Here is a 21806-nt window from a genome sequence, read left to right on the forward strand (position 1 = left end):
ATGAATTAGACTATCTGTAGTGAAGTTTTCTAAATATTTTATTACTTTTCTATAATGAAAACACTTCCATTTTTTAAATAAAGTATAATTTGAATTATGGGTTTGTTAGCAGTATGATGGGAAGAAGAAAAATGGAGTATGAGGTGAATGTTATGACATTTCGGCAAGAGTCATTAAAAGAAGAAATTGCAAATGCTATTACACATGGTCTCGGTGTTTTATTAAGCATCCCTGCTCTCGTTTTGTTAATCGTATTTGCTGTTAAATATGGGGATGTCTGGCATGTTGTGAGCTTCTCTATCTTTGGGGCAACAATGTTACTTCTCTACCTATTCTCAACCCTTTTACATAGTACCACACATCCAAAAGCCAAAAAAGTGTTTGCAATCTTAGATCACTCAGCGATTTATTTATTAATTGCCGGCACGTATACACCATTCGTATTAGTTTCGTTAAGAGGATGGTTAGGGTGGACAATCTTCGGAATCGTGTGGGGACTAGCTGTCATCGGTATCGTCTTCAAGGTATTTTTTGTAGAAAAATTTATGATTCTCTCAACGGTTTGCTACGTCCTAATGGGTTGGTTAATAGTGGTTGGTATCAAGCCATTATATGAAAGCATTGGGTTCAATGGCATTATGCTGTTACTCACAGGTGGAATTTTGTACACAGTTGGAGCTGTTTTTTATTTATGGAGAAAGCTACCGTTTAACCATGCGATATGGCATTTGTTCGTGTTAGCAGGAAGTGCCGCGATGTTTTTCTCCGTGCTATTTTATGTCGTCGATGTACCATTTATATCTTAAAAAAGGAAACCCGCAGATTTTAGTTCTGCGGGTTTTTTTCATATACGAAAAACGTATACTCATATGGATTTTTCTCGTCTTTGATGCCTTTTTCCTTTGAAATGACCTTCCACTCGGCTTTATCAAACTCTGGGAAATAAGTATCCCCTTCAAATACCTCTTCGATCTCGGTTATGTATAGTCGGTCTGAATATGGAAGGATTTCTTTAAAAATCTCGGCACCACCGATCACAAATAACTCCTGATCAGTCTCATCATTCATTTTCACTATCTCATCTATAGAATGAATAACTTTACAGCCTTCTGCTTTGTATGAAGTGTCACGTGTAACGATAATGTTTTCTCGCCCAGGTAGAGGTCGTCCAATTGAATCATATGTTTTTCGTCCCATAATGATTGGGTGCCCCATTGTCACTCTTTTAAAATAGGCTAAATCTGCTGGTAACCGCCATGGAAGATCATTGTCCTTACCGATTAATTGCTTTTTATCCATTGCTAGTAATAATGAAATCATTTTAATCATCCTCACAAAAAAAGATCCTAAGGTCGATTATACCTTAGGATCTTTGAAATAGAAATGCTTTAAACGGCAACTGGTGCTTTAATTGTTGGATGTGGTTCATATCCCACGATTTCAATATCGTCCATTTCAAAGTCGAAAACCGATTTTACAGCCGGATTTAACTTTAGAGTTGGGAACTGACGAGGTTCACGACTAAGCTGTAAATTAACCTGCTCGATATGATTTGTGTAAATATGGGCATCCCCTATGGTATGGATGAAATCCCCTACCTCTAAACCACATTCGTATGCGATTAAATGAGTTAACAGCGCATAGCTTGCGATGTTAAAAGGAATTCCGAGAAAAAGGTCGCCTGACATGATCTTCGACTAGGTTCGCTACATCTAGCCCGTTCTCCCATGAACTGCTGTATGTCTCCATACAGATGAGACTATATCACGATCCACTTATGGACCCCTACCATTTCCACCCGCTTAGGTGTACTCCCATTTGGGATAGTCGTTAGGCATTTATGTTTCATGAAGAAACAATTTAGCACGGGATTGTCTTTTCAAGAGTTTCCCCGTTTAGGTAGGTTTTCTATAGGGATTACTCCCTAAAGGCGCTCATTTATAAACGCTGATACAACTGGCAACTCAATTTCCCATCTGCCACATAGAATTGGAATAGGCTGTGGCATGGCGGCAATGCCATGAATTCTACATCGCCTGGATTGTAACCGACGACTAGATGACGTCTGCTATCTGGGTTATTTTTTATCTGGTTGATCACATTTTTCAACTGATCAATGGTCTCACCACGTGACGTCTCCCATGCTCTCCACTGCTTCCCATAAACCGGACCAAGCTCACCGTATTTAGAAGCAAACTCATCATCCTCTAAAATTCGCGCTTTAAACTTGTCCATCTCAGCTTGATATAGCTTATTAAAGTCTGGGTCCTTCTGGCTTCTGTTACCGAAATCCGTCATATCAGGACCATCGTATTCATTACTCTCAACCCAATTTTTAAAAGCCCACTCATTCCAAATATTATTGTTGTTTTTAAGAAGATACCTGATATTCGTATCCCCTTTAATAAACCAGAGTAGCTCGCTTGCAATTAAGCGGAAAGGAACTCTTTTCGTTGTCAGTAAAGGAAAGCCCTCACTTAAGTCAAATCGCATTTGATACCCGAAAACCGAGACAGTCCCTGTACCTGTGCGATCCATTTTTTTCGTCCCGTTATTAAGAACATGTTTTAATAGATCTAAATACGCATTTTCTCCATGTTTCAATAGATTCACTCCTTGCACAACTTCATGCTATTATCTTACTACAAAAGCAAGCCTAAATCATTGCTGAGTTTCACTTAATTCGACAAAAAGCTGGTAAGTCTTGGGTGCCGTTTGTTTTAATTGATTTCTAGTTTGTTCAGAAAGATAGTACATTGCGAAGGCTTCAGCAAAATATTCCTCAGGATAATCGCTAAAATAGGCACGCTGCGGGAATAAATGATTAACCTCCTTTTTCCAAATTGCTAGAAAATAGGGGTCCTCGCTGATTGAATCAAATACAAATTTGTCAATTGAATGTGCCAGCTCATGTAGTTCTAAATTGATAGACCCGTGGCCTTTTCCTTGTTCACTATATCCAATCTTTGCTAGCACGACCTCAGAGCCACCGATTCCCGGCACATCATCCCATGTCGGACCATTTTCACTATAGCCACGGGGCTTTTTTCCCTTCAAATAGGATGCCGTAGGTTCGTCCGTTAAAAGACCTGTAAAAAGCTTTAGCACAACACCTTCATCAACTAATCCTTGCAAAATAATATCGTCAATTTGATTAACATGTTCAATCATTTTGGCTGCCGCGGATTCATTAAACTTCGTCTCTGGCAAAATAATAATCTCTTTTAATGTATCATAGTTTTTCAAATTTGATGTTTCCGTATAAAGTGTGAGAGATTGATAATCTTTTAGTGGAACTCCATGTGGGGAAGCTTCACCAGGATGATAGGTAAAGCCGACTAGTACAAATAGAAGTGTAAGAATAGCTGTTTTTTTCATAAGAATGCTCTCCCTAAGTGTCAATTGATTCGTAGATGCAACAAAGCGCACTCTTCTCGTAAATTGTAAAAATAGTATAACATGTTTTAAAAAATGAGTCTGCTAGACACTTAGTGGAAACTTCTTCTAAGATGAAACAAGAGCACAAAAAAGGCAGTCCAAGAGATCGCAAATTGCGACCTTGAACTACCTTTTTCTTTCTATTAACTTAGCCATTTTGGCGGTGTATTTTTATCCCAGTAAATATCACCTAAAGCATGATGTGTTTGGAATCCATCATGGTGTGTGTGGTAGTGGAAGTTGAACCAATACCCATCCTGTGGTGGATGGTCTTTACGTACATGAAAGCGGACTATATCCTTCCCACTTACTTTATCGAAAATATGAAAAATCTTTTCCCCATTTCCACCAGATGGTTGCTCTGAAATTTCAAGTTCGTCAAGCTGTTCTGCTGGATATTGCTCTGCCAATAATTCAATGACACTTTCAATTCTTGGTAAAATTTCAGTACGGAATTCATCTTCAATAACAGGCCCAATTTTACTTCCGAATTTCTCGAAAGACTTAGTTTCTGCCTGTGTCATCGCATATGTAACAAAGCTTCTGCTATCATAACCATAATCCGATTCAAATTCAGAATATAGCTTCGACTCAGCATTTTGTTCATTTATCGCATTTAACTTACTTGGCTTATTCGCGTCTGCTTGCTCCATTGTGAGAGCAGGTGGAGGCGCTACCAATCCAAGCGTTATAATGGAAAATGAAACAACTAATGCTTTCCGCAACCATTTTTTCATAACCGCAACGCCCTTTCAAAACAATTACCTTACGCCCATTTTAACACAATATAACAAAAAATTTTACTATAAAAATAACAAAATACAAAAAAATAAGGATAAATGCTTATTAAGGGAAAAAATAAAATTTCTAAATCAAGGAACATCAGGAATTATTTTGAAAAAATAAAGTTCATAATATCTTCATTGTTTGATAAAATAGAGGTAAAGTACATATTTGAAAGGTGGATGCATTGAAATGGATTGGATTTTTGGGATCGCAAGTGCAGTAACATTAGTATATTTTATTTATTGTTGTGTGACTGATTAATAAAACCCGCTTTCAAAGCGGGCTTTATTTTTGTTGCCATATGTAATACAATTTCTAATTCTTCTTTTTCTTCCGTCTAGATGAATCCATTTCCTTTTGCCCTGTTTCACGATTTGTCGTACCTTGTCCTTCCACATCTGCTGAGCCTAAACCGATTGTAGTAGGATCTTTTTTACGTTTTCCCATGATCATCACCTCCGTTATTTAAAATAACCAAAGATGTGGTAAATTATCAGGATCACACTATGTCAATCACTCCGAAATGGAATTTAGCTGATTTTCGTTTAAAAACAGTGAATCCATATCTCTCAAATTGTTCGCTTTTCCAGTGGTCCTTTAGCACCACTTTTTGTATTGCCACTCGTTTTGCTTGTTCGATCGCTTTAGGAGTTAATGTGGAATAAATCGCGAAATTACGAAGTCCCTTGATCCCTTCCGATTCTTCGATTGTTTCTTCAAACATTGGGTCAAAATACACGACATCAAAGCTCTTTGGAGGACAAGTAGCTAAATAACTCTCATAGGTATCATGCTGCACTTCAATCCGGGTCATAGCCTTATTCATCAATGGGTATCCGGTATCCCAGCTTTTCAACCCGCCTTTTAAAAGATAATACAAGTACTTGTTGCCTTCTAGTGACACAATTTTTCCAGTCTCGCCAACGACAAAGCTTGCGACAATACTGTCGGACCCTAAGCCTAAAGTGCAATCTAAAATGGTGTTCCCTTCCGCCAAACCTGAAGCATGAATAAATGGGTCATTTTCGCCCTTCATGATCCGCTTCATGCGAAACATAGCAGAATTCGGGTGAAAGAAGAGGGCCTCGCCTCCATGCCTAGGTTGAATTTCAATTCGATTTTTTCCAACAACGAGAATATCTTCATGGTTTAGTTCTTGAAGATTGGAAATGGAACGTTTATTCCTCTGTATATACGGAGCATCAAGTTCAGCAGCGACTGTTTTAGCCAATTTCACCATTTCATCATTCGTTCTTCCTGCAGTTGTTATAATCATACAATCACCTATATGGACAAAAAAAGATGTCGTAATGACATCTTTTTAGCAATGTTTATTTAATGCGGAAATAAGGTTTTCCATGATGGCTTCCATTGAATTTGCTTCAATATCATGTCTTGGAATGAAGTGTACAACTTCCTTGCCTTTTAATAAAGCCATTGATGGAGATGATGGCTCATAGCCTTCGAAGTACTCTCTCATTTTTGCAGTTGCATCTTTATCTTGACCAGCAAAAACTGTTACAAGATGATTTGGCTTTTTCTCGTTATTTAGAACAGATTGCGTTACAGCAGGTCTTGCAAGTCCCGCAGCACATCCACATACAGAGTTCACAACAACTAGAGTTGTACCTTCTGCCTTCTCCATGAAGTTTTCTACTTCTTCCTCTGTTTGAAGTTCGTCAAAGCCGGCTACTACAAGCTCTTGGCGCATCGGCTTAACGATTTGCTTCATATATTCATCATATGCCATTGACATATAAATCCCTCCCTCATATTTCAATAAAATAAGCATACTATTTTGAACTAGCAAAATCAATTTTCTAACAACATCAAATACCAATTAAATATTCTAAGTGAAGAAATTTGTCGTTTAGTTATTCCTGCTTTCTGTCATTTGCTTCCAAACAGAACCCTTCGCTTCCTCGCCACCCTCGATTCTTTCGATAGCCAGCTTGATTTGCATTTTCACTTCAAATTCCGGATCGTTTTCTGCTGCTTTAAGTGCATCTATTGCTGTTTCATCGCCTACCTCATATAAAAACATAGCAGCTCGCCATCTCACTAGCTTACTTGAATCATTAAGTGCCTCACACATTGCATCAATAGCAGTTGGGTCGCCGATATCTGATAAACAGTCACCAGCAGTTCTTCTAACAGTAACCGATTTATCTTTTAATGCCTCGTACAGGTATGGCAATACAGTAGGCTTTTCAATCATACCTAAATAAACAGTCGCTAACCGACGAATTGAAGGTTTTTCATCTTTCAAGGCTTTCGCCAGTACTGGAACATCTTCTTCCTCCGGATCCATTTGCTCTAAGCTTGCATAGCGTTTTGTCCAATCAGGATCATCCAGCATTTCCAATGTCACCTTATAGGATTGTCGTTTTTGTATTGCTGGAGCTGATTTTTGCTCCGAAATTTGCTTCACAATACGGTCCAGTCGTTCCTTAGTATAGGCTGCAGCAAGCTCATCAACGACCTCTTTTCCGATTTCTTCATGAGTGCCATAGCGAACACCTTGTTCCTTCCATTCCCGTTCCAAGACAACGTTTCCTGAAACCTCTTGGGCACGTAGCAAGCTTTCTTTGAACACTTCTGGTAATCCAAAGCGGAACTCTTGTTCACCATCATGAAGCTTAACCTGCATTGGAAGGCCTTTATACATTTGCACAAAAACCTTCACTTCTCCAAAATGTTCGTCAAGCTTTGGTCTTTCGTTTTCTCCTTCAGTTACATCTTCCCCAAAGACTTTACGTACATTTGGTAAAAGCTCCTGCCAGCCATATCTTGCATTTCTTTCAACTGCTAAGAAATCGGCAACATGATAAACTCCTTTTATGCCTTCGATTGTCATAATTTCTTTAATAAGTGGTGGTGCTTGATCTATGTTTTCCTTTTTATAGTTATTGCTCTTTCCCTTTGGTAGTTCCTCGTCTAATATAATCTTCATTGTATTCGGACTTGGTGTTGGTTCAATTGATTTAATTTTCATATCTACCGCTCCTTCTCCTGCGAAATCAACTACCGTAATTGTAGCACACGCAATATCCAATTATCCATTACGGGACCTTAGGGTAGGATCAATCCATTTCCTACTTTTATATAAATTCACAAATTTTCTGCAAGACCCTATGACACCACGTTTTTGCTAATCATCAAACTTGTCTTATTTTAGCACTTAGGTACTAAAAATCAGCATTTTTGTCATAATAGCTTATTTAACAAAATATCATAAATGTGTGTTCATATTAACTTTATTCAGCAACCCTACCGAATTTCTAAAGGATGGGATAATTTAAAAGTGTTATAAAAGTAAAAAGAGCTCAGACACTGGTTGAATAAAGTTAAAGCCTCCGGCGGATGCCACGATTTTTCAAAGGTAATTTTTCGAGCGTGCTCGAAAAAAATCGGGCGCAAATACGCCAAGGCGCATTTGATTGCTGTTTTCGCTTTTGTTGTGATAAGGATTGAAATCGAATTACGCCTCTCTCTAGTTAAAGTACACCATCTCTTCCATAGCCTTTTTATCCAACAAACCTTTCGAAAACTAGACTATTTTTGCTTTTGCAAACATCAAGGAGGAACCTCAATGAAAAGACGCTATGGAACACGTGAGGCTATTGTCGTGTCGTCTCTTGCAGCTGGATTTTTCTTTGGCGCCCCACTTGCAGCTGATGCATCAGAAAAGCATAACTTAGACCCATTACTAGACAAAAACTATCAATTTGATACAAAACAGGAATTACGCTACGGCCACACTGGTTATCCAGTTCGCTTTCTTCAATTTGAATTACATAAATTAAATTTTTACTATGAAAAAATTGATGGAAACTATGGCACATCGACTCAAGAAGCTGTTAAGAGATTCCAAGAATTATATGAACTTCAGGTCGATGGAATCGCTGGAGAGACAACTCTAGAAAAATTAAACGAAGTCATCCTACAGCCAAAGCCCGCTTTCTACACAGTTGGCGACGAGGGTCCTGCGGTAAAACAACTTCAATCCAAGTTACAAAAACTAAGATTTTATAGTGGATTGATAGATGGGAAATTTGAAGCAGTCACGGAGGCAAGTGTGAAGGCTTACCAAAAGAAGTTCAATTTGGAAGCAAATGGGCTTGCAACTGAAGAAACGATTGACCACATTATGAAAAACAAAAATGTAAGAGGTCTAACTATCAAAAAAGCAACGGTTGTGACGGCTCAGACTAAGTCATATTCCGGTACCGAAACTGCCGAGGAACCAATTCAAACTATCGAAGCGCCACCTGTGGATGCTAGTGTGATTTCAATAGCGATGAATTATATTGGAGTTCCCTATGTCTGGGGTGGGACTTCACCAAATGGCTTTGATTGCAGTGGCTTTCTACAATTTGTTTTTGCTCAAAAAGGAGTTAACCTTTCACGAACGGTTTCAGGAATTTGGGGTCAAGGGGCCAGTGTATCTGCACCAAGTGTTGGTGATATTGTCTTTTTTCAAACATATAAGCCAGGTCCGTCACATGCTGGAATTTACCTCGGAAACAATAAATTCATCCACGCAGACTCTACGGATGGTGTAAGCATTGATGATATGACGATTAACTACTGGCAATCACGATACTTAGGCGCGAAACGACTATAAAGGAAAAAGCCCGGTTCCACTGCCGGGCCTCTCTTTTTTATGTCCAGCTCAAGAATCCATCGGATCTATGGTCTAAGCTAATCGCTTCGGAAAGGTTGGACTCGTCATATGTTTGTCGCCTAAAGCTGAGAGCCTTGCGATTCTCTAATCACTTACAAGTTCTGATAGCTCTGCCCATCTTTCGAGTAATTGATCAAGTACCTCGGATTCCTTCGCATGGTCATCCATTGCCTGTTGTGCCTTCTGGTAATCACTTCCAGCTGCTTCAATTTCTTTAACAAGTGCAGCAACCTTTTCCTCTTGGGCTTCTATTTTTCCTTCAATTTCATCCCATTCCAGCTGATCCTTATAGGATAGCTTCTTTTTCTTAGGCTTCTGTGCCTCCCCTGTTGATACCTTTTCTACTTTTACCTTTTGTACAGCTTGTGCAGCTTCAGCTGAATTTTTGTCGAGGTAGTCTGAGTAATCTCCAAAATACGTTGTAATCTTATGCCCTTCTTCAAAAACCAGAAGCTGGTCTGTTACCTTATCCAAGAAGTAACGATCATGTGAGACAGTAATTACAACTCCTGGGAAGTCCTCTAAATAATCCTCTAATACTGTTAAAGTTTGAGTATCTAAATCATTTGTGGGCTCATCCAATAATAAAACATTCGGCTCACCCATGATTATTTTCAATAAATACAACCGTCTTCTTTCTCCACCAGATAACTTTCGAATCGGTGTCCCATGCGTATGCATTGGGAACAAAAAGCGCTCAAGCATTTGAGCTGCTGAAATCATTTTTCCATCAAGGGTATGAATCATTTCGGCCGTTTCCTTGATGTACTCAATCATTCGTTTATTAATGTCCAAATCAATGCTTTCCTGTGTATAATATGCAAGCTTTACTGTTTGACCAATCTCAATTTCTCCCGCATCCACTGGCACTCTACCAGCGATGATATTTAATAATGTGGATTTACCACTTCCATTTCGACCCACTATTCCAATTCGGTCACCTGGTTTAACGAGCAAATTCACATCCTCTAAAATTTTCGTTCCACTAAAGCTCTTTGAAACATTTTTTAACTCAATCACCTTTTTACCTAGCCTACTGCCGCCAACAGATATATCAAGCTTTTCGCTATTGACAGTCTTTTTTGCATTTTCGATTTCGTCAAAACGTTGAATCCGTGCCTTTTGCTTTGTTGTTCTAGCCTTGGCACCACGACGAATCCATGCCAGTTCACGTCTATATAAATTTTGACGCTTTAATTCAGTGGCTTGTTCCTGTTCAAGGCGAAGCGCTTTTGCTTCTAAAAAGCTACTATAGTTACCGGTATAGGTATAGAGATTACCCTCATCAAGCTCGATGATTCGGTTTGTCACTCGATCTAAAAAATAGCGATCATGGGTGACAATTAATAAAGCTCCGTTGTATTTAGCAAGATAATCCTCAAGCCAATTAATTGTGTCGTAATCTAAATGGTTTGTCGGTTCATCCAAAATCAGTAAGTCTGGAACCTCAATTAAGCTTTGGGCAAGTGCCACACGCTTCTTTTGTCCCCCAGATAGTTCCATTACATCTTGAGAAAAGTCTGTAATTCCTAGCCTGGATAATACAGCCTTTGCGTTTGAATTTGCTTCCCATGCATTAGCAGCATCCATTTTTTGTTGGAGGTCATATAGTTTCTCCTGATTCGCTGTGTTCATCGGATCTTTTTCGATTTTAATCATCGCTTCCTCGTATTCTTTTAATAAACGAAGAAGTGGTGTATTGCCTTGGAAGACCTGATCAAGAACGGTATTACCCTTTGAAAAACCTGGCTGCTGTGGTAAATAGCTGATTGTGTATCCCTTTGAATGAGTGATTTCCCCACGGTCCTCCTCTTCCACACCAGCAATGATTTTTAAAAGCGTTGATTTTCCGGTTCCATTAACACCGATTATGCCAATCCGTTCATTATCCGTAATGCTAAAGGAGATATCCTCAAACAATATTTTTTCGGCATAACTTTTTGCTAGATTATCAACCGTTAAAAGCCTCATAACTGTCCATTCCATTCTTTGTAAAATTGATCAAGAAACGCTAACATAAAATCATGGCGTTCTTGGGCTACTTCTTTTGCTGCGTTCGTATTAAGTGTATCTTTTAATTTTAATAATTTTTCATAAAAATGATTGACTGCTGTAGATTTTCCGTTTCGATATTCTTCCTTTGTCAAATTTTCACGATAAGGAAGGTCTGGGTCATACATTAAATCACCATGTGCGCCCGCATAGGCAAAAGTTCTTGCAATACCTATTGCACCAATCGCATCCAAACGGTCAGCATCCTGAACAATTTGTCCTTCAATTGTTTTCATTGGAGGTCGATTACCGCCCTTAAAAGACATTGTTGAAATGATTTCTAGGATCTCCTCTTGTTCAGATTCGGCTATTTGTATGGAAGTTAGCCAATCACGCACTTTCCGGAGTCCTTCTTCTTCCGAGTCATTTAATTTTTCATCGGCTACATCATGTAATAATGCTGCCATTTCAATGATGAATAAATTGGCTTTTTCTTTTACACCAAGTTGTATGGCAGCCTTTCTAACGCGATCGATATGCCACCAGTCATGGCCACCGCTATCATGTTGCAAAATGTTTTTTACAAAAGTTGTTGTTGATTCAATAGATTGTTGTTGCTCCATTTTATCCTCCACCGACTTCAATATCGTAACCATTGTATCATACAACAGCACTAACTAAACTGTCGCACTCAATTAAAACCTTGCATAAAATAAAAAAGCTAGAGGAACTCCAGCTTTGGTGAAAGGTGGTATAACATATATGTATTATCCACATAGTATAAATCGGGAAATTGGAACAGCCTGGTATGGACGTCACGTCGTATTGATTACTTGTAATCCCATTACAAATCAATTTCTACAGCTTCATAAAAGCCTTCATGCTCCGACCGAGCCGCCCAATCCAAATTGTGCGGAAGCACTCTCCCAATTCTTAAGCATTGGGTATAAAGTTGCGGCCATTGCCCCCCTATCCCATAACGAGGTGCAATATGTGCTAGTTAAATGAATTATTTATTCATCCAGCTAAGTCCGATTGTATTTTCACCAGCATGAACACCAATCGCTACCCCAAGAGGGCACGCTTTTATTGAAATTGTGTCTGGTGCAAATTTTCTAATCTGCTCTTCCCATTCCTTTGTCTTAGAATCGTCCAAGCCATATAAAATATAGACCTCTTCAATTTGATTGTTCGCGATTGCATCCTTCAAAAACCCGTGTATTTTATTTGTTGCTTTATTTTCCGAACGTACCTTTTCTTTTACCGACAGGGCTCCATCCACAATCTGTATTACTGGCTTTATTTGAAGCATACTGCCAAGAAAATATTGTGCAGCGTTCATTCGACCACTTCGATGCAATTGCTCTAAGCTACCAATGATCACGTAAGTTTCTAGTTTCTCAGCTAACTCGACAATTTGCTTTTCTACGTCAGATGAAGTCCCACCCCTTTCGATAATCTTCATGCCTTCCTTCATTAACTTTGTCATCGGATAGGTTAGGATCTTTGAATCAATGATCGTTACAGGGATATTAACCAATTCTGCAGCTTGTCTCGCTGACGAAACAGTTCCACTTAATTTTTCAGAAATATGAACAGAAATGATTTCATCATATTTATCTTCAAGACTATTGTATAATTCTACAAAGCTTCCAATGGAAGGCTGTGATGTCTTTGGATTTGTCTTAGCGGTTTTTAACCTTTCAAAAAACTGAGCAGGTGTGATTGTGACACCATCAAGGTATTCTTCCTCATCAAAAAAGATTGTCATTGGGATGACATAAATATCCTCATGATTTGAAAGCTCCTCATCTAAAAATCCTGTGCTATCTGTAACCCATGCTATCTTTCCCATAAATTCGCCTCCTTATAAATGCGCTATAACTATTTTACTATATATCGCATAACAATATTATAGAAATCGTTAAATTATCTGAAAATTTAATTCTTTAGATGTAGAAAAAGAGGCATGATTGCCCCTTATTTTATAGCTTTATGTAGTTGATGAATGGAATCAATGATATAGTCAATCATTTCGAGTAAGTCATCAATATTATCTTCATGTATTAATCGGTGAAAAATAATTTTACTATTGTTTGTATATTGATTTTTCAAACCATATTGATACGAAATTTCCTGTTGAATTTCTCTTGTTTCACCCCAGATGGTGGACAGTACTTGTTCGACCATCGGACAACCATCCAATGAATTCATTTTAAAAACAAAACCAATTTCAAGGACACAGCCTGGATTTCCGTCCTTATTTCTTAGCTCTGTGATCAGATTATCAAGGTCAATTTTCAAATCGATATATGCATGGATTTGCTCAATTGTTTTGTCTTTGAAGGTAATATGATAATGCCTGCCCATCTTTGCCATATCGACTTGATCCTGACGATCTATAATTAGGATTTGACCTTCTAAGTCTAAATCATAAAGAGCCCCTTCGAAGACGACCTTCAAATTTTCAAATACAGTTGGATCAAACATGTTCATACCTTCCTTTATCGAAAAAAGGGAGGCTAGCCCCCTTAGTAAATGTAATTACCAATATGCTATAAGGAATAAGTCCCCCAGCACTAAAGTTAAAACAATCCGACTGCTTTTCCGTCTTCTGTCACACCCATATTGAGTGCAGCTGGCTTTTTCGGAAGTCCTGGCATGGTCATAACATCACCTGTTAAAGCTACGATAAAACCAGCACCGATAGATGGTCTGAATTCACGGATTGTAATTGTAAAATCAGTTGGTCGCCCTAGTAAGGTTGGGTCATCTGATAGCGAGTATTGGGTTTTCGCCATACAGATTGGCAAATTAGCCCAGCCGAATTGCTCGAAATCGCGCATTTGCTTTTTCGCCTTCCCAGAAAACTCAACACCCTTCGCTCCGTAAACCGTTTTAGCGATCGTTTTTACTTTTTCTTCAATTGAATCAGATAAATCGTAAAGCGGTGCAAATTGATTTTTTCCTGTTTCGATGACTTCAAGCACCTTCTCAGCAAGCTCGATGCCACCATCGCCACCCTTTTCCCAAACTTCTGTGAGGGCTACTGGATACGAATGTTCCGTACACCATGATTCAATTTTCTCTACTTCTTTTTGGGTATCTGTAACAAATCGATTGATTGCTACTACAAACGGTAAGCCAAAAGCCTGGACCGTTTCAATATGCTTTTGCAAATTCTCTAAACCTTTAGTTAAAGCCTCGACATTCTCTTCTTTGAGATTTTCCTTTGCCACACCACCGTGCATTTTTAAAGCACGAATTGTCGCGACAATGACTACCGCCTCTGGCTTAATATCAGCATACCTTGCTTTTATATCAAGAAATTTTTCAGCCCCTAGGTCTGCACCAAATCCACCCTCAGTTAGCACATAATCGGCTAATTTCGCCGCCATTTTAGTGGCAATAACAGAATTACAGCCATGGGCGATATTGGCAAATGGTCCACCGTGAATTAATGCAGGTGTGTGTTCAAGTGTTTGAACTAGATTTGGTTTAAGCGCATCCTTTAATAAAAGCGTTAGAGCCCCTTCTGCACCAAGGTCGCTAGCAGTGACAGGTTGTTTATGTATATCATAACCTACTACAATTTTAGCTAATCTTTTCTTCAAATCCTGTATATCCGTTGCAAGGCAGAAAATCGCCATAATCTCAGATGCAACGGTAATATCAAAGCCGTCCTCACGGGGAACACCTTGAATCGGACCTCCAAGTCCAACAATCACATTTCGTAGAGCACGGTCATTTAAATCCACAACCCGTTTCCAGGTAACACGTCTTACATCAATTTGAAGCTCATTTCCTTGATGGATATGGTTATCAATCAAAGCAGACAACGTGTTATTCGCTGTTGTAATCGCGTGAAAATCACCGGTGAAATGTAGGTTGATTTCCTCCATTGGAATTACCTGTGAATACCCGCCACCTGTTGCACCGCCTTTAATTCCCATTGTTGGCCCAAGTGATGGTTCTCTCATCGCGATCATCGCATTTTTCCCAAGTTTCGAAAGGCCTTGTCCAAGTCCCACCGTAACAGTCGACTTACCCTCACCAGCTGGCGTTGGATTTATGGATGTTACGAGAATGACTTTGCCATCCTTTTTCTTTCCAAGGCGCTTCATCACATTCAAGGAAATTTTTGCTTTGTAATGACCATAGGGTTCGACTTCTTCATCTAGTAAATCAAGCTGCTGCACAATCTCATTGATTGGCTTTAATTCAGCCTCTTGAGCAATTTCAATATCAGACTTATATTTCGTTGATAATTCCATGCACATTTCCCCCAAGAATCTATTATTAAATACATTTCTTACATTTTATATCTTACCCTATCCAGCCTAATGGTTTAAAGTGAAACCACTATTTTTTTGTCCATTTTCTTTACCGCTTAAATCAAAGTAAAGATTTTTTAATTGATATTCATATGTGAATTGTTGTAAAATTTCAATTATAGTAGAAAAGCGCAAGCGACTTGATCAGCCCCGACAAGCATAAGATAAGCCGGCGAGAAGGATGCCTTTTATCCTTCTTGACGGATTGGCTTATGACCTCGAGGGGCTAGTCGCTGGAGCTAGACATTATACAAGAAATAGGGGGATGATAGGATTGCCAATTAATATACCTCATGACCTACCAGCAAAAGAAGTATTAGAATCTGAGAATATATTTGTGATGGATGAGGATCGTGCCTATAGCCAGGACATTCGTCCACTTAATATAGTAATCTTAAACATTATGCCTGAAAAAGAACGAACAGAAACTCAGCTCCTTAGACTTCTAGGAAATTCCCCATTGCAGCTGAATATTACACTTTTATTCCCAGAAACCCATGTCGCAAAAAATACGGGAAAGAATCATCTTGATAAATTTTACACAACATTTTCTGACATTAAGCACAGAAAATTTGATGGAATGATCATTACAGGCGCTCCCATCGAGCATCTCTCTTTTGAGGATGTGAATTATTGGGAGGAACTCAAAGAAATCATGGAATGGACGAAAACAAACGTAACCTCGACCTTACATATTTGCTGGGGCGCACAAGCCGGACTTTTCTATCATTATGGAGTCAACAAATATCCACTGCCTGAAAAATGTACCGGTGTGTTTCACCACCGCGTAGTAAATAAGGATGTTAATCTTGTTCGCGGCTTTGATGATTTCTATTTTGTACCACATTCTCGTTTTACAGAGGTAACACTTGAGGAAATTGAAAATACTGAAGGTTTAACGTTATTGTCAGTTTCTGATGATGCAGGTGTGTGTCTAGTTGCTTCAAATGATGGTAAACAAATTTACTTAACAGGCCACCCTGAATATGACATCAATACGTTAAAAGAGGAATATGAACGCGACCTTGCAAAAGGAAGGAAGATAATCCCTGTTAACTATTTTCCTAATAATGACCCAGCAAATCCACCAGTACAGAGCTGGAGATCGCATTCTTATCTGCTGTTTGCGAACTGGCTCAATTATTATGTATATCAAGAAACACCATATGATTGGGAATAACAAAAGGTATCTCGTGGACGAGATACCTTTCTTTTTCGTTAATTTTTCTTTAAAATAAACAGCCACATAAATGATAAAGCCTGTTTTAGCTCCCTTGGAAGCCACTTTGTCATTTCTCTATTTACAGCATCCTTATAAACCGGTTGACCGTCAACACAAGTCCAGCCATTTTCTGTAACCAATTGTTCAAATTCCCACGGCATCATCGTGTTTTGGATGACTTTTTTACCATACAAGCGTTGATACGCATTTTGCCGAGGACCTGCCGTTGGCCCTAATAATCCAACACAGAAAATACCACCTGACTTTGTCACTCGCTTGATTTCATTGATCGCCTGTAAAGGTACCTCTGTCCACTCAATTGAGTTGATCGCCATAATGCCTGAAAAAGTTTCATCCTCAAAAGGGAGAGCAGTCAAATCACCTTGTATAAATGAAAGACCATCAGATCGGCTTCGTTTATTTGCTTTTTCAATCATTTCAGCTGAAATATCAGCACCTACCACCTGATAGCCACGCTCAGCAAGTAAAAATGACCCATAGCCGTCGCCACAGCCTGCATCTAAAATAAAAGCGTCATTCTCTAGAAACTTTGTAAAAAACGGAATAATTGAGGAACGGCTCCCCGAATTCCACATCGCTTGGCTTTGCTTGCTCCAAAAATCCGCTCGACCATCCCATTGCTTTTCCGCTTCTTCATGCCATTTGAAATCGGTCATCTCACTCACCCTCTCCAACATCTACCAATTATTATAGCAAAGAGAAACAATGAGACACTAGCCTCATTGTGATTACGTAATATGTATTTTTTTATCTTGATCATGACGATGTTGTTTATAATAGGCTACCATATTCCCGACATAATCTTTGAAATCGGGGCAAGTCAATCCACCCTCTTCAAGTACTTTTTTCGCCTCCCTTGCATCATATTGGGATGGACATTTAAAATATTCAACAGCTTCCTTCTCCACCCCAAAGAATTTCCTCATAAAGGAAAAAGAGAGACCAAGCTCCACTAGTTTGGGAGAAATCGTCCATGTTGGCTTTTTTCCAAGTAATTCCTCACAAATCATACGATATAAATCTCTTGCTTGATGGGGACTCGGATCTGTAAGATGAAAGGTTTTACGTATAGCTGTTTCAGCCCCCGACAAGTAAACGGTTGCATTAATCAAATAATCATGCGGTACAACATTAAATAAAACATCCCCCTTCCCTAAGTAAGGAATTGGTATAAATTTAATCCTGTCTAAAATCCTCATGATAAAATACGGTCCATCAAATTTCGACGTCTCACCAGATTCAGAGTTTCCTACAGTAATACCAGGTCGAATAATGGTGAAAGGAACATCCTCAAGCTTCTGAACAAGTACCTCTGCCTTATATTTTGTTTCCTCATAATGATTTTTAAATTGCTGCCCCATTTGAAGTTCATTTTCCATAACAAGGCCTGTGCGGTTTCCCGATACATATGCCGTACTGAAATACACATATCTTTTCAAATTCGGTATCGTTTGAACAAATTTATTTATATTTTTTGTTCCCTCAACATTTACTTTTTCAGCGATCGGTTGTGGTACCGCCAAATCATATATAGCTGCTAAATGAAAGACATGGGTTATTTTTTCTCGAAGGAGTTCTCTATCAACCTCTGAAAAACCAAGTGATTCATCGGTAATATCCCCTATTTTCACTTCAACATTGTCTAAACCTTTAATTTTGCCATTTGCCAATTCAAATTGGCTTGGATGAACTAATAATATAAAATGAACACCATTGTTTTTTAAAATCAATGCATGTAGTAGCCTTGTTGCTAAAAAACCCGGAAAACCTGTCATTAAAATATACTCCATACTTTCACCCCTATCAAATATAAAGCCAGTGACAGCACTAAAGTGAATAAGCTTATAAATAATCATTCAAATTATATTCACGTAAAATTCCCTCTAGTTTAATAGCTTTGCCGATATCACCTTTTATTTTTAATTTTCCTGTCATAAAAGCAGTAGTCCCATTTAGCTTTCCTAATAAAAACTTTCTAAAGTTATCGAGTGATAAAACCAATGTACAATTTGCTACTTCCGTGACTTCAGATACTCTCGCTTTACCTTCTGCTAATTGAAGCTGGTATGCCCCCTCTTCATCCCCTTTAATATTGAACTGGTAAATAACATTCGCTCCTTCAATCGGACCTGGTTTTTGGTTAATAACCTCTTCAATTTTTTGCATCATTTCTGATAAAGTATAATTTTCAATTTCATTTGCCATGCTACTATCCTCCTTTAAAAAATATATAAACCTAGTAAAATACTAGAAAAACAAAAGAGTACGCCTTCGTATCCAATAAACAAAAAAACTTATTCCTGCAATCCGAGATTTACGAATGCTGAAATTACGATGCGATTGAGCAAACGAGAAATCTCCTCAAAATTGAGCACTTCTTCTTTCGTATCGAAAAAAAGTTGCATGATAACTTCATTGATCGCCCCAACCATAGCCTGAGCAACAATTCGCATTTCTTTTTGCGTAACAGTTGTTGGAAGTTCAGCTTCTACTGTCTGCAGAATGATAGTAGCAAACACTTGATGTGACCGCTGCCTTACTAATTCAACATTTCGAGACACGCCAACTGATTCGACTAATAAAATTTGGGCAACGTTTTTATTTTCAAAGCATATTTGGATATAACGATTAATCCCTGCAAATGCCTTGTATGTTATTCTTTCTTCCTGTAAAATCGCATGCTTTACTTCCTCGGCCATTTCATCGCCAAGTTGTTCAAACAAGGCAATCATAAGATCCTCTTTACTTTTAAATTGCTGATAGTAGGTTGTCTTTGAAACCCTTGCCATTTCCACAATTTCTAGCACTGATGTCTTTTGGTATCCCACTTCGGTAAAAAGCTTTAGACCCGCATATAAAAGTTTTTCTCTTGCCTTAATTGGCATTTCTGTAACAAATAACAACATTAATCCATCCAATCTTGTACGCGTACGTATCAGTATCTCATTTTTCATTATACAGCCCGATATTCATTGATTCAATCTATTTTTTGAAAATTATAAAAAGGAAGAAAAGAATGTGTATCTTTTCTTCCTTTCGTTTAGTTCCCAGTTGGTACTTTTGCTGGAAATTCAAATTCTATTTTCTGCGTTTGGTCATTCCATTTAAGGTAAGCATCAAAGGTTCTGTTGTCTTTTTTAAAGCCTTTGATTAGATTTGTCTTATTTCCTGTGAGAAGCTTCCCAGCATTTGTTTTCGAAATTGTTTTCCCTAAAATCTTCCCTGATATCGTGAATTGGCAGCCGTTTGTTTTATAGTTTGCACAGCCATAAAATTTACCTTTATTAATCACATTGCCGCCACATTTCTTACAGGTCCCTACCACTGTTCCGATTTCTTTTTTATTGTAATTGCTTTTCCCGGAGCTCATATTCTCCACATTGACATTTGTAAGATCCCAGGTCCCACTATGCTCCTTTGCATCGTCGATAATTTTTTGGGAAAGCTTTTTTGTCTGCATCATAAAGGATGCTGGTGAGGCTTGTCCCTGTCCAATTTCATGTAGTCGCTGTTCCCATTTCGCTGTCATTTCAGGAGACGCAAGGATTTTATCACCAATCACATCAATTAAAAGAATTCCTTTTTCCGTTGCAAATACTTGGTTTTTCTCTACCTTAATATAGTTCCGGTCTTTTAACATCGTAATGATGCCAGCTCGTGTTGCTTCCGTACCAAGTCCTTCCGTTTTAGCTAGAATCTTCTCAAGTTCATCATTCTCAATATGTTTACCAGCCGTTTTCATTAGCGTAATGAGCTGCCCTTCCGTATAACGCTTAGGTGGTTGAGTTTTACCTTCTTTTGTATAGCTTTTTTCTACAACACCAGATTCGCCTTTTTCAAGGGGAGGCAGGATGACATCGTTGTCCTTTGATTCTTCTTGAAAGAGGACCTTTCTCCAACCTTCCTGGAGCATCACCTTCCCTTTTGTGATGAACTCAGCCCGCTTGTCCACTAAAGTCTTAACAGTTGTATAGTTAAAAATGGCTGGCTTATAATGGGCCGCAATTAATCGTTTTACAATCAAGTCATAGATTTTCTTTTCATCACCTGAAAGCTTTGCAGGATTTGGTACCTGCTCGGTTGGAATAATCGCATAGTGATCGGTTACCTTCTTCTCATTCACATAACGAGAATTATTGTAAATGGATGTTACTTGAGTTGGAAAATAAGTTTGATAGTCTACCAGTTTTTGAAGCTTTGAAAATATATCAGGGATGGTCCCAGCCTCTTCTTTTGTGATATAGCTCGAATCGGAACGTGGATAAGAAATAATTCCTTTTGTGTAAAGGCTCTGTGCAACATCTAATGTCTTTTTCGGTGAAAATTTAAAGGCCTTGTTTGCCGTTGCCTGAAGACTTGACAAATTAAATAATAATGGTGGTTGATATTCTTTCTTTTCAATTTCCACTTCAGCAATTTCAGCAGGCTTACCCTGACAAAACGCAGCAATTTTCTCTGCCATTTCCTTTGAAGAAACTCGTGATTCGTTATCCTTCATCCACTTTCCTTCATATTGTTTTCCGTTGATTTGAAAGTTCGCAAAAACCTCCCAAAAGGCTTGCGATTTAAAATTCTCAATTTCATTTTCACGTTTTACGATCAGTGCCAACGTGGGAGTTTGAACTCTTCCTGCGGAAAACACGTCGGAAATTCCTTTTTGCTTTAACAATAACGTATAAACTCTTGAGGCGTTCATACCGACAATCCAATCGGCACATGCACGTGCCTTTGCTTCATAATAGAGATTTCTAGTGTCCTGCTCTAATAAGAGATTCTGAAAACCTTCCCTCACTGCCTTTTCCGTTAGAGAAGAAATCCATAATCGTTTCAACGGTTTTGTCACCTTAGCCATCTCAATAATGTTTCGTATAATCAATTCCCCTTCACGACCAGCATCACCCGCATGAATGATTTCTGATACTTCTGATTTTCGAAGAAGGTTCTTGATAATCGTAAATTGCTTTGATTTTGATTTCATGACCCGATATAAGAAATGGTCTGGAATGATAGGGAGGGTTTCAATTCGCCAGCTTTTCCAGGCAGGGTTATATTCTTCTGGGGGTAACAACTCACAGATATGGCCAACTGCCCATGTAAAATAGGCCCCATTCGGAAAATATGGATTTGGCGCAACCTCAATAAATCCTTGAGATTTCTTACTCCTAAAGGGAGCCGCAAGCTTCATCGCTTGGTCTGGTTTTTCCGCGATTATCACTTTCATATTAATCCTCTTTTCAATATCACTAATCAATTCATTGTATCAAAATTTTCTTGTTTATTGGGATACTGTTTTTAGTAGGAAAATGCGGAGATAGAATGTAGTACC

General features: G+C 38.5%; 22 protein-coding genes and 1 pseudogene. 4 read left to right on the plus strand and 19 right to left on the minus strand.

Translation table 11 applies throughout. From position 1 onward, the window contains the following. The first annotated feature begins 131 nt into the window (after positions 1 to 131). A complete protein-coding gene (gene trhA, locus V7097_RS09865; protein WP_335703437.1) occupies positions 132 to 806 on the plus strand; it encodes a PAQR family membrane homeostasis protein TrhA in 675 nt (224 codons plus the stop codon). Positions 807 to 825: 19 nt separating this feature from the next. Here the strand turns inward: trhA and V7097_RS09870 are convergent, their stop codons facing one another. The 9 genes and pseudogenes from V7097_RS09870 to V7097_RS09910 all read right to left on the minus strand — a co-directional run bounded on the left by V7097_RS09870 (position 826) and on the right by V7097_RS09910 (position 7219). Then, positions 826 to 1320: a dihydrofolate reductase gene (locus tag V7097_RS09870; protein WP_335703438.1), complete on the minus strand. Its 495-nt coding sequence runs from the start codon at positions 1318 to 1320 to the stop codon at positions 826 to 828. A 68-nt stretch (positions 1321 to 1388) separates the two neighbouring features. Then, entirely contained in the window at positions 1389 to 1688 is a 300-nt protein-coding gene (gene thyA / locus V7097_RS09875) for a thymidylate synthase (protein ID WP_438824221.1), read from the minus strand. Positions 1689 to 1944: 256 nt separating this feature from the next. Then, positions 1945 to 2604: pseudogene (locus tag V7097_RS09880) on the minus strand (thymidylate synthase); the annotation flags it as partial. A gap of 57 nt (positions 2605 to 2661) precedes the next feature. After that, positions 2662 to 3378 (minus strand): anthrax toxin lethal factor-related metalloendopeptidase, encoded by a 717-nt coding sequence (locus tag V7097_RS09885; protein ID WP_335703439.1) that lies wholly within the window; start codon positions 3376 to 3378, stop codon positions 2662 to 2664. Between the two features lie 203 nt (positions 3379 to 3581). Continuing rightward, on the minus strand, positions 3582 to 4175 hold the full coding sequence (locus V7097_RS09890) for a YpjP family protein (protein ID WP_335703440.1): 594 nt from the start codon (positions 4173 to 4175) through the stop codon (positions 3582 to 3584). Positions 4176 to 4539: 364 nt separating this feature from the next. Beyond that, a complete protein-coding gene (locus tag V7097_RS09895; protein WP_335703441.1) occupies positions 4540 to 4671 on the minus strand; it encodes a YuzL family protein in 132 nt (43 codons plus the stop codon). A 52-nt stretch (positions 4672 to 4723) separates the two neighbouring features. Continuing rightward, on the minus strand, positions 4724 to 5500 hold the full coding sequence (locus tag V7097_RS09900; protein ID WP_335703443.1) for a class I SAM-dependent methyltransferase: 777 nt from the start codon (positions 5498 to 5500) through the stop codon (positions 4724 to 4726). A 45-nt stretch (positions 5501 to 5545) separates the two neighbouring features. Beyond that, positions 5546 to 5980: a BrxA/BrxB family bacilliredoxin gene (locus tag V7097_RS09905; protein WP_335703444.1), complete on the minus strand. Its 435-nt coding sequence runs from the start codon at positions 5978 to 5980 to the stop codon at positions 5546 to 5548. Between the two features lie 114 nt (positions 5981 to 6094). Further along, positions 6095 to 7219, minus strand: a complete 1125-nt coding sequence (locus V7097_RS09910) for a conserved virulence factor C family protein (RefSeq protein ID WP_335703446.1) — start codon at positions 7217 to 7219, stop codon at positions 6095 to 6097. Between the two features lie 597 nt (positions 7220 to 7816). Between V7097_RS09910 and V7097_RS09915 the strand changes: the two genes are divergently transcribed. Next, positions 7817 to 8851, plus strand: a complete 1035-nt coding sequence (locus tag V7097_RS09915) for a C40 family peptidase (RefSeq protein ID WP_335703447.1) — start codon at positions 7817 to 7819, stop codon at positions 8849 to 8851. A 144-nt stretch (positions 8852 to 8995) separates the two neighbouring features. Here V7097_RS09915 and V7097_RS09920 read toward each other — a convergent pair whose 3' ends face one another. Further along, the gene (locus V7097_RS09920) at positions 8996 to 10882 is read right to left on the minus strand and encodes an ABC-F family ATP-binding cassette domain-containing protein (RefSeq protein WP_335703448.1); all 1887 of its coding nucleotides are present in this window, start codon (positions 10880 to 10882) and stop codon (positions 8996 to 8998) included. Further along, positions 10879 to 11526, minus strand: coding sequence for an HD domain-containing protein (locus tag V7097_RS09925; RefSeq protein ID WP_335703450.1), 648 nt, complete (start codon positions 11524 to 11526; stop codon positions 10879 to 10881). The genes V7097_RS09920 and V7097_RS09925 overlap by 4 nt, the downstream gene beginning before the upstream one ends. A 139-nt stretch (positions 11527 to 11665) precedes the next feature. Here V7097_RS09925 and V7097_RS09930 point away from each other — a divergent pair, with 139 nt between their 5' ends. Continuing rightward, positions 11666 to 11911, plus strand: coding sequence for a hypothetical protein (locus V7097_RS09930; RefSeq protein WP_335703451.1), 246 nt, complete (start codon positions 11666 to 11668; stop codon positions 11909 to 11911). A 1-nt stretch (position 11912) separates the two neighbouring features. Here the strand turns inward: V7097_RS09930 and V7097_RS09935 are convergent, their stop codons facing one another. The 3 genes from V7097_RS09935 to V7097_RS09945 all read right to left on the minus strand — a co-directional run bounded on the left by V7097_RS09935 (position 11913) and on the right by V7097_RS09945 (position 15177). After that, positions 11913 to 12758 (minus strand): DegV family protein, encoded by an 846-nt coding sequence (locus V7097_RS09935; protein WP_335703452.1) that lies wholly within the window; start codon positions 12756 to 12758, stop codon positions 11913 to 11915. A 125-nt stretch (positions 12759 to 12883) separates the two neighbouring features. Beyond that, complete coding sequence (locus V7097_RS09940; protein ID WP_335703453.1) at positions 12884 to 13393, minus strand: hypothetical protein; 510 nt, start codon at positions 13391 to 13393, stop codon at positions 12884 to 12886. A gap of 95 nt (positions 13394 to 13488) precedes the next feature. Continuing rightward, positions 13489 to 15177: a formate--tetrahydrofolate ligase gene (locus tag V7097_RS09945; RefSeq protein ID WP_335703455.1), complete on the minus strand. Its 1689-nt coding sequence runs from the start codon at positions 15175 to 15177 to the stop codon at positions 13489 to 13491. Between the two features lie 334 nt (positions 15178 to 15511). Here V7097_RS09945 and metA point away from each other — a divergent pair, with 334 nt between their 5' ends. Further along, a complete protein-coding gene (metA, locus tag V7097_RS09950; RefSeq protein ID WP_335703457.1) occupies positions 15512 to 16417 on the plus strand; it encodes a homoserine O-acetyltransferase MetA in 906 nt (301 codons plus the stop codon). 38 nt (positions 16418 to 16455) lie between these two features. On the opposite strand, the gene V7097_RS09955 is transcribed toward metA, so the two are convergent. The 5 genes from V7097_RS09955 to V7097_RS09975 all read right to left on the minus strand — a co-directional run bounded on the left by V7097_RS09955 (position 16456) and on the right by V7097_RS09975 (position 21701). Next, positions 16456 to 17136: a class I SAM-dependent methyltransferase gene (locus V7097_RS09955; protein WP_335703458.1), complete on the minus strand. Its 681-nt coding sequence runs from the start codon at positions 17134 to 17136 to the stop codon at positions 16456 to 16458. 72 nt (positions 17137 to 17208) lie between these two features. Then, on the minus strand, positions 17209 to 18270 hold the full coding sequence (locus tag V7097_RS09960; protein WP_335703459.1) for an SDR family oxidoreductase: 1062 nt from the start codon (positions 18268 to 18270) through the stop codon (positions 17209 to 17211). 52 nt (positions 18271 to 18322) lie between these two features. Next, positions 18323 to 18685: an SCP2 sterol-binding domain-containing protein gene (locus V7097_RS09965; RefSeq protein WP_335703460.1), complete on the minus strand. Its 363-nt coding sequence runs from the start codon at positions 18683 to 18685 to the stop codon at positions 18323 to 18325. A gap of 89 nt (positions 18686 to 18774) precedes the next feature. Continuing rightward, positions 18775 to 19386: a TetR/AcrR family transcriptional regulator gene (locus tag V7097_RS09970; protein ID WP_335703461.1), complete on the minus strand. Its 612-nt coding sequence runs from the start codon at positions 19384 to 19386 to the stop codon at positions 18775 to 18777. Between the two features lie 134 nt (positions 19387 to 19520). After that, entirely contained in the window at positions 19521 to 21701 is a 2181-nt protein-coding gene (locus tag V7097_RS09975; RefSeq protein ID WP_335703462.1) for a DNA topoisomerase III, read from the minus strand. Positions 21702 to 21806 lie beyond the last annotated feature (105 nt).

The sequence above is a fragment of the Bacillus sp. JJ1562 genome, assembly GCF_036962705.1.
Classification (GTDB): domain Bacteria; phylum Bacillota; class Bacilli; order Bacillales; family Bacillaceae_L; genus Ferdinandcohnia.

Coding starts and splice junctions, on each gene's coding strand:
- trhA (WP_335703437.1), top strand. CDS start 132: ATGGAGTATGAGGTGAATGTTATGACATTTCGGCAAGAGTCATTAAAA.
- V7097_RS09870 (WP_335703438.1), bottom strand. CDS start 1,320: ATGATTTCATTATTACTAGCAATGGATAAAAAGCAATTAATCGGTAAG.
- thyA (WP_438824221.1), bottom strand. CDS start 1,688: ATGTCAGGCGACCTTTTTCTCGGAATTCCTTTTAACATCGCAAGCTAT.
- V7097_RS09885 (WP_335703439.1), bottom strand. CDS start 3,378: ATGAAAAAAACAGCTATTCTTACACTTCTATTTGTACTAGTCGGCTTT.
- V7097_RS09890 (WP_335703440.1), bottom strand. CDS start 4,175: ATGAAAAAATGGTTGCGGAAAGCATTAGTTGTTTCATTTTCCATTATA.
- V7097_RS09895 (WP_335703441.1), bottom strand. CDS start 4,671: ATGGGAAAACGTAAAAAAGATCCTACTACAATCGGTTTAGGCTCAGCA.
- V7097_RS09900 (WP_335703443.1), bottom strand. CDS start 5,500: ATGATTATAACAACTGCAGGAAGAACGAATGATGAAATGGTGAAATTG.
- V7097_RS09905 (WP_335703444.1), bottom strand. CDS start 5,980: ATGTCAATGGCATATGATGAATATATGAAGCAAATCGTTAAGCCGATG.
- V7097_RS09910 (WP_335703446.1), bottom strand. CDS start 7,219: ATGAAAATTAAATCAATTGAACCAACACCAAGTCCGAATACAATGAAG.
- V7097_RS09915 (WP_335703447.1), top strand. CDS start 7,817: ATGAAAAGACGCTATGGAACACGTGAGGCTATTGTCGTGTCGTCTCTT.
- V7097_RS09920 (WP_335703448.1), bottom strand. CDS start 10,882: ATGAGGCTTTTAACGGTTGATAATCTAGCAAAAAGTTATGCCGAAAAA.
- V7097_RS09925 (WP_335703450.1), bottom strand. CDS start 11,526: ATGGAGCAACAACAATCTATTGAATCAACAACAACTTTTGTAAAAAAC.
- V7097_RS09930 (WP_335703451.1), top strand. CDS start 11,666: ATGTATTATCCACATAGTATAAATCGGGAAATTGGAACAGCCTGGTAT.
- V7097_RS09935 (WP_335703452.1), bottom strand. CDS start 12,758: ATGGGAAAGATAGCATGGGTTACAGATAGCACAGGATTTTTAGATGAG.
- V7097_RS09940 (WP_335703453.1), bottom strand. CDS start 13,393: ATGTTTGATCCAACTGTATTTGAAAATTTGAAGGTCGTCTTCGAAGGG.
- V7097_RS09945 (WP_335703455.1), bottom strand. CDS start 15,177: ATGGAATTATCAACGAAATATAAGTCTGATATTGAAATTGCTCAAGAG.
- V7097_RS09955 (WP_335703458.1), bottom strand. CDS start 17,136: ATGACCGATTTCAAATGGCATGAAGAAGCGGAAAAGCAATGGGATGGT.
- V7097_RS09960 (WP_335703459.1), bottom strand. CDS start 18,270: ATGGAGTATATTTTAATGACAGGTTTTCCGGGTTTTTTAGCAACAAGG.
- V7097_RS09965 (WP_335703460.1), bottom strand. CDS start 18,685: ATGGCAAATGAAATTGAAAATTATACTTTATCAGAAATGATGCAAAAA.
- V7097_RS09970 (WP_335703461.1), bottom strand. CDS start 19,386: ATGTTGTTATTTGTTACAGAAATGCCAATTAAGGCAAGAGAAAAACTT.
- V7097_RS09975 (WP_335703462.1), bottom strand. CDS start 21,701: ATGAAAGTGATAATCGCGGAAAAACCAGACCAAGCGATGAAGCTTGCG.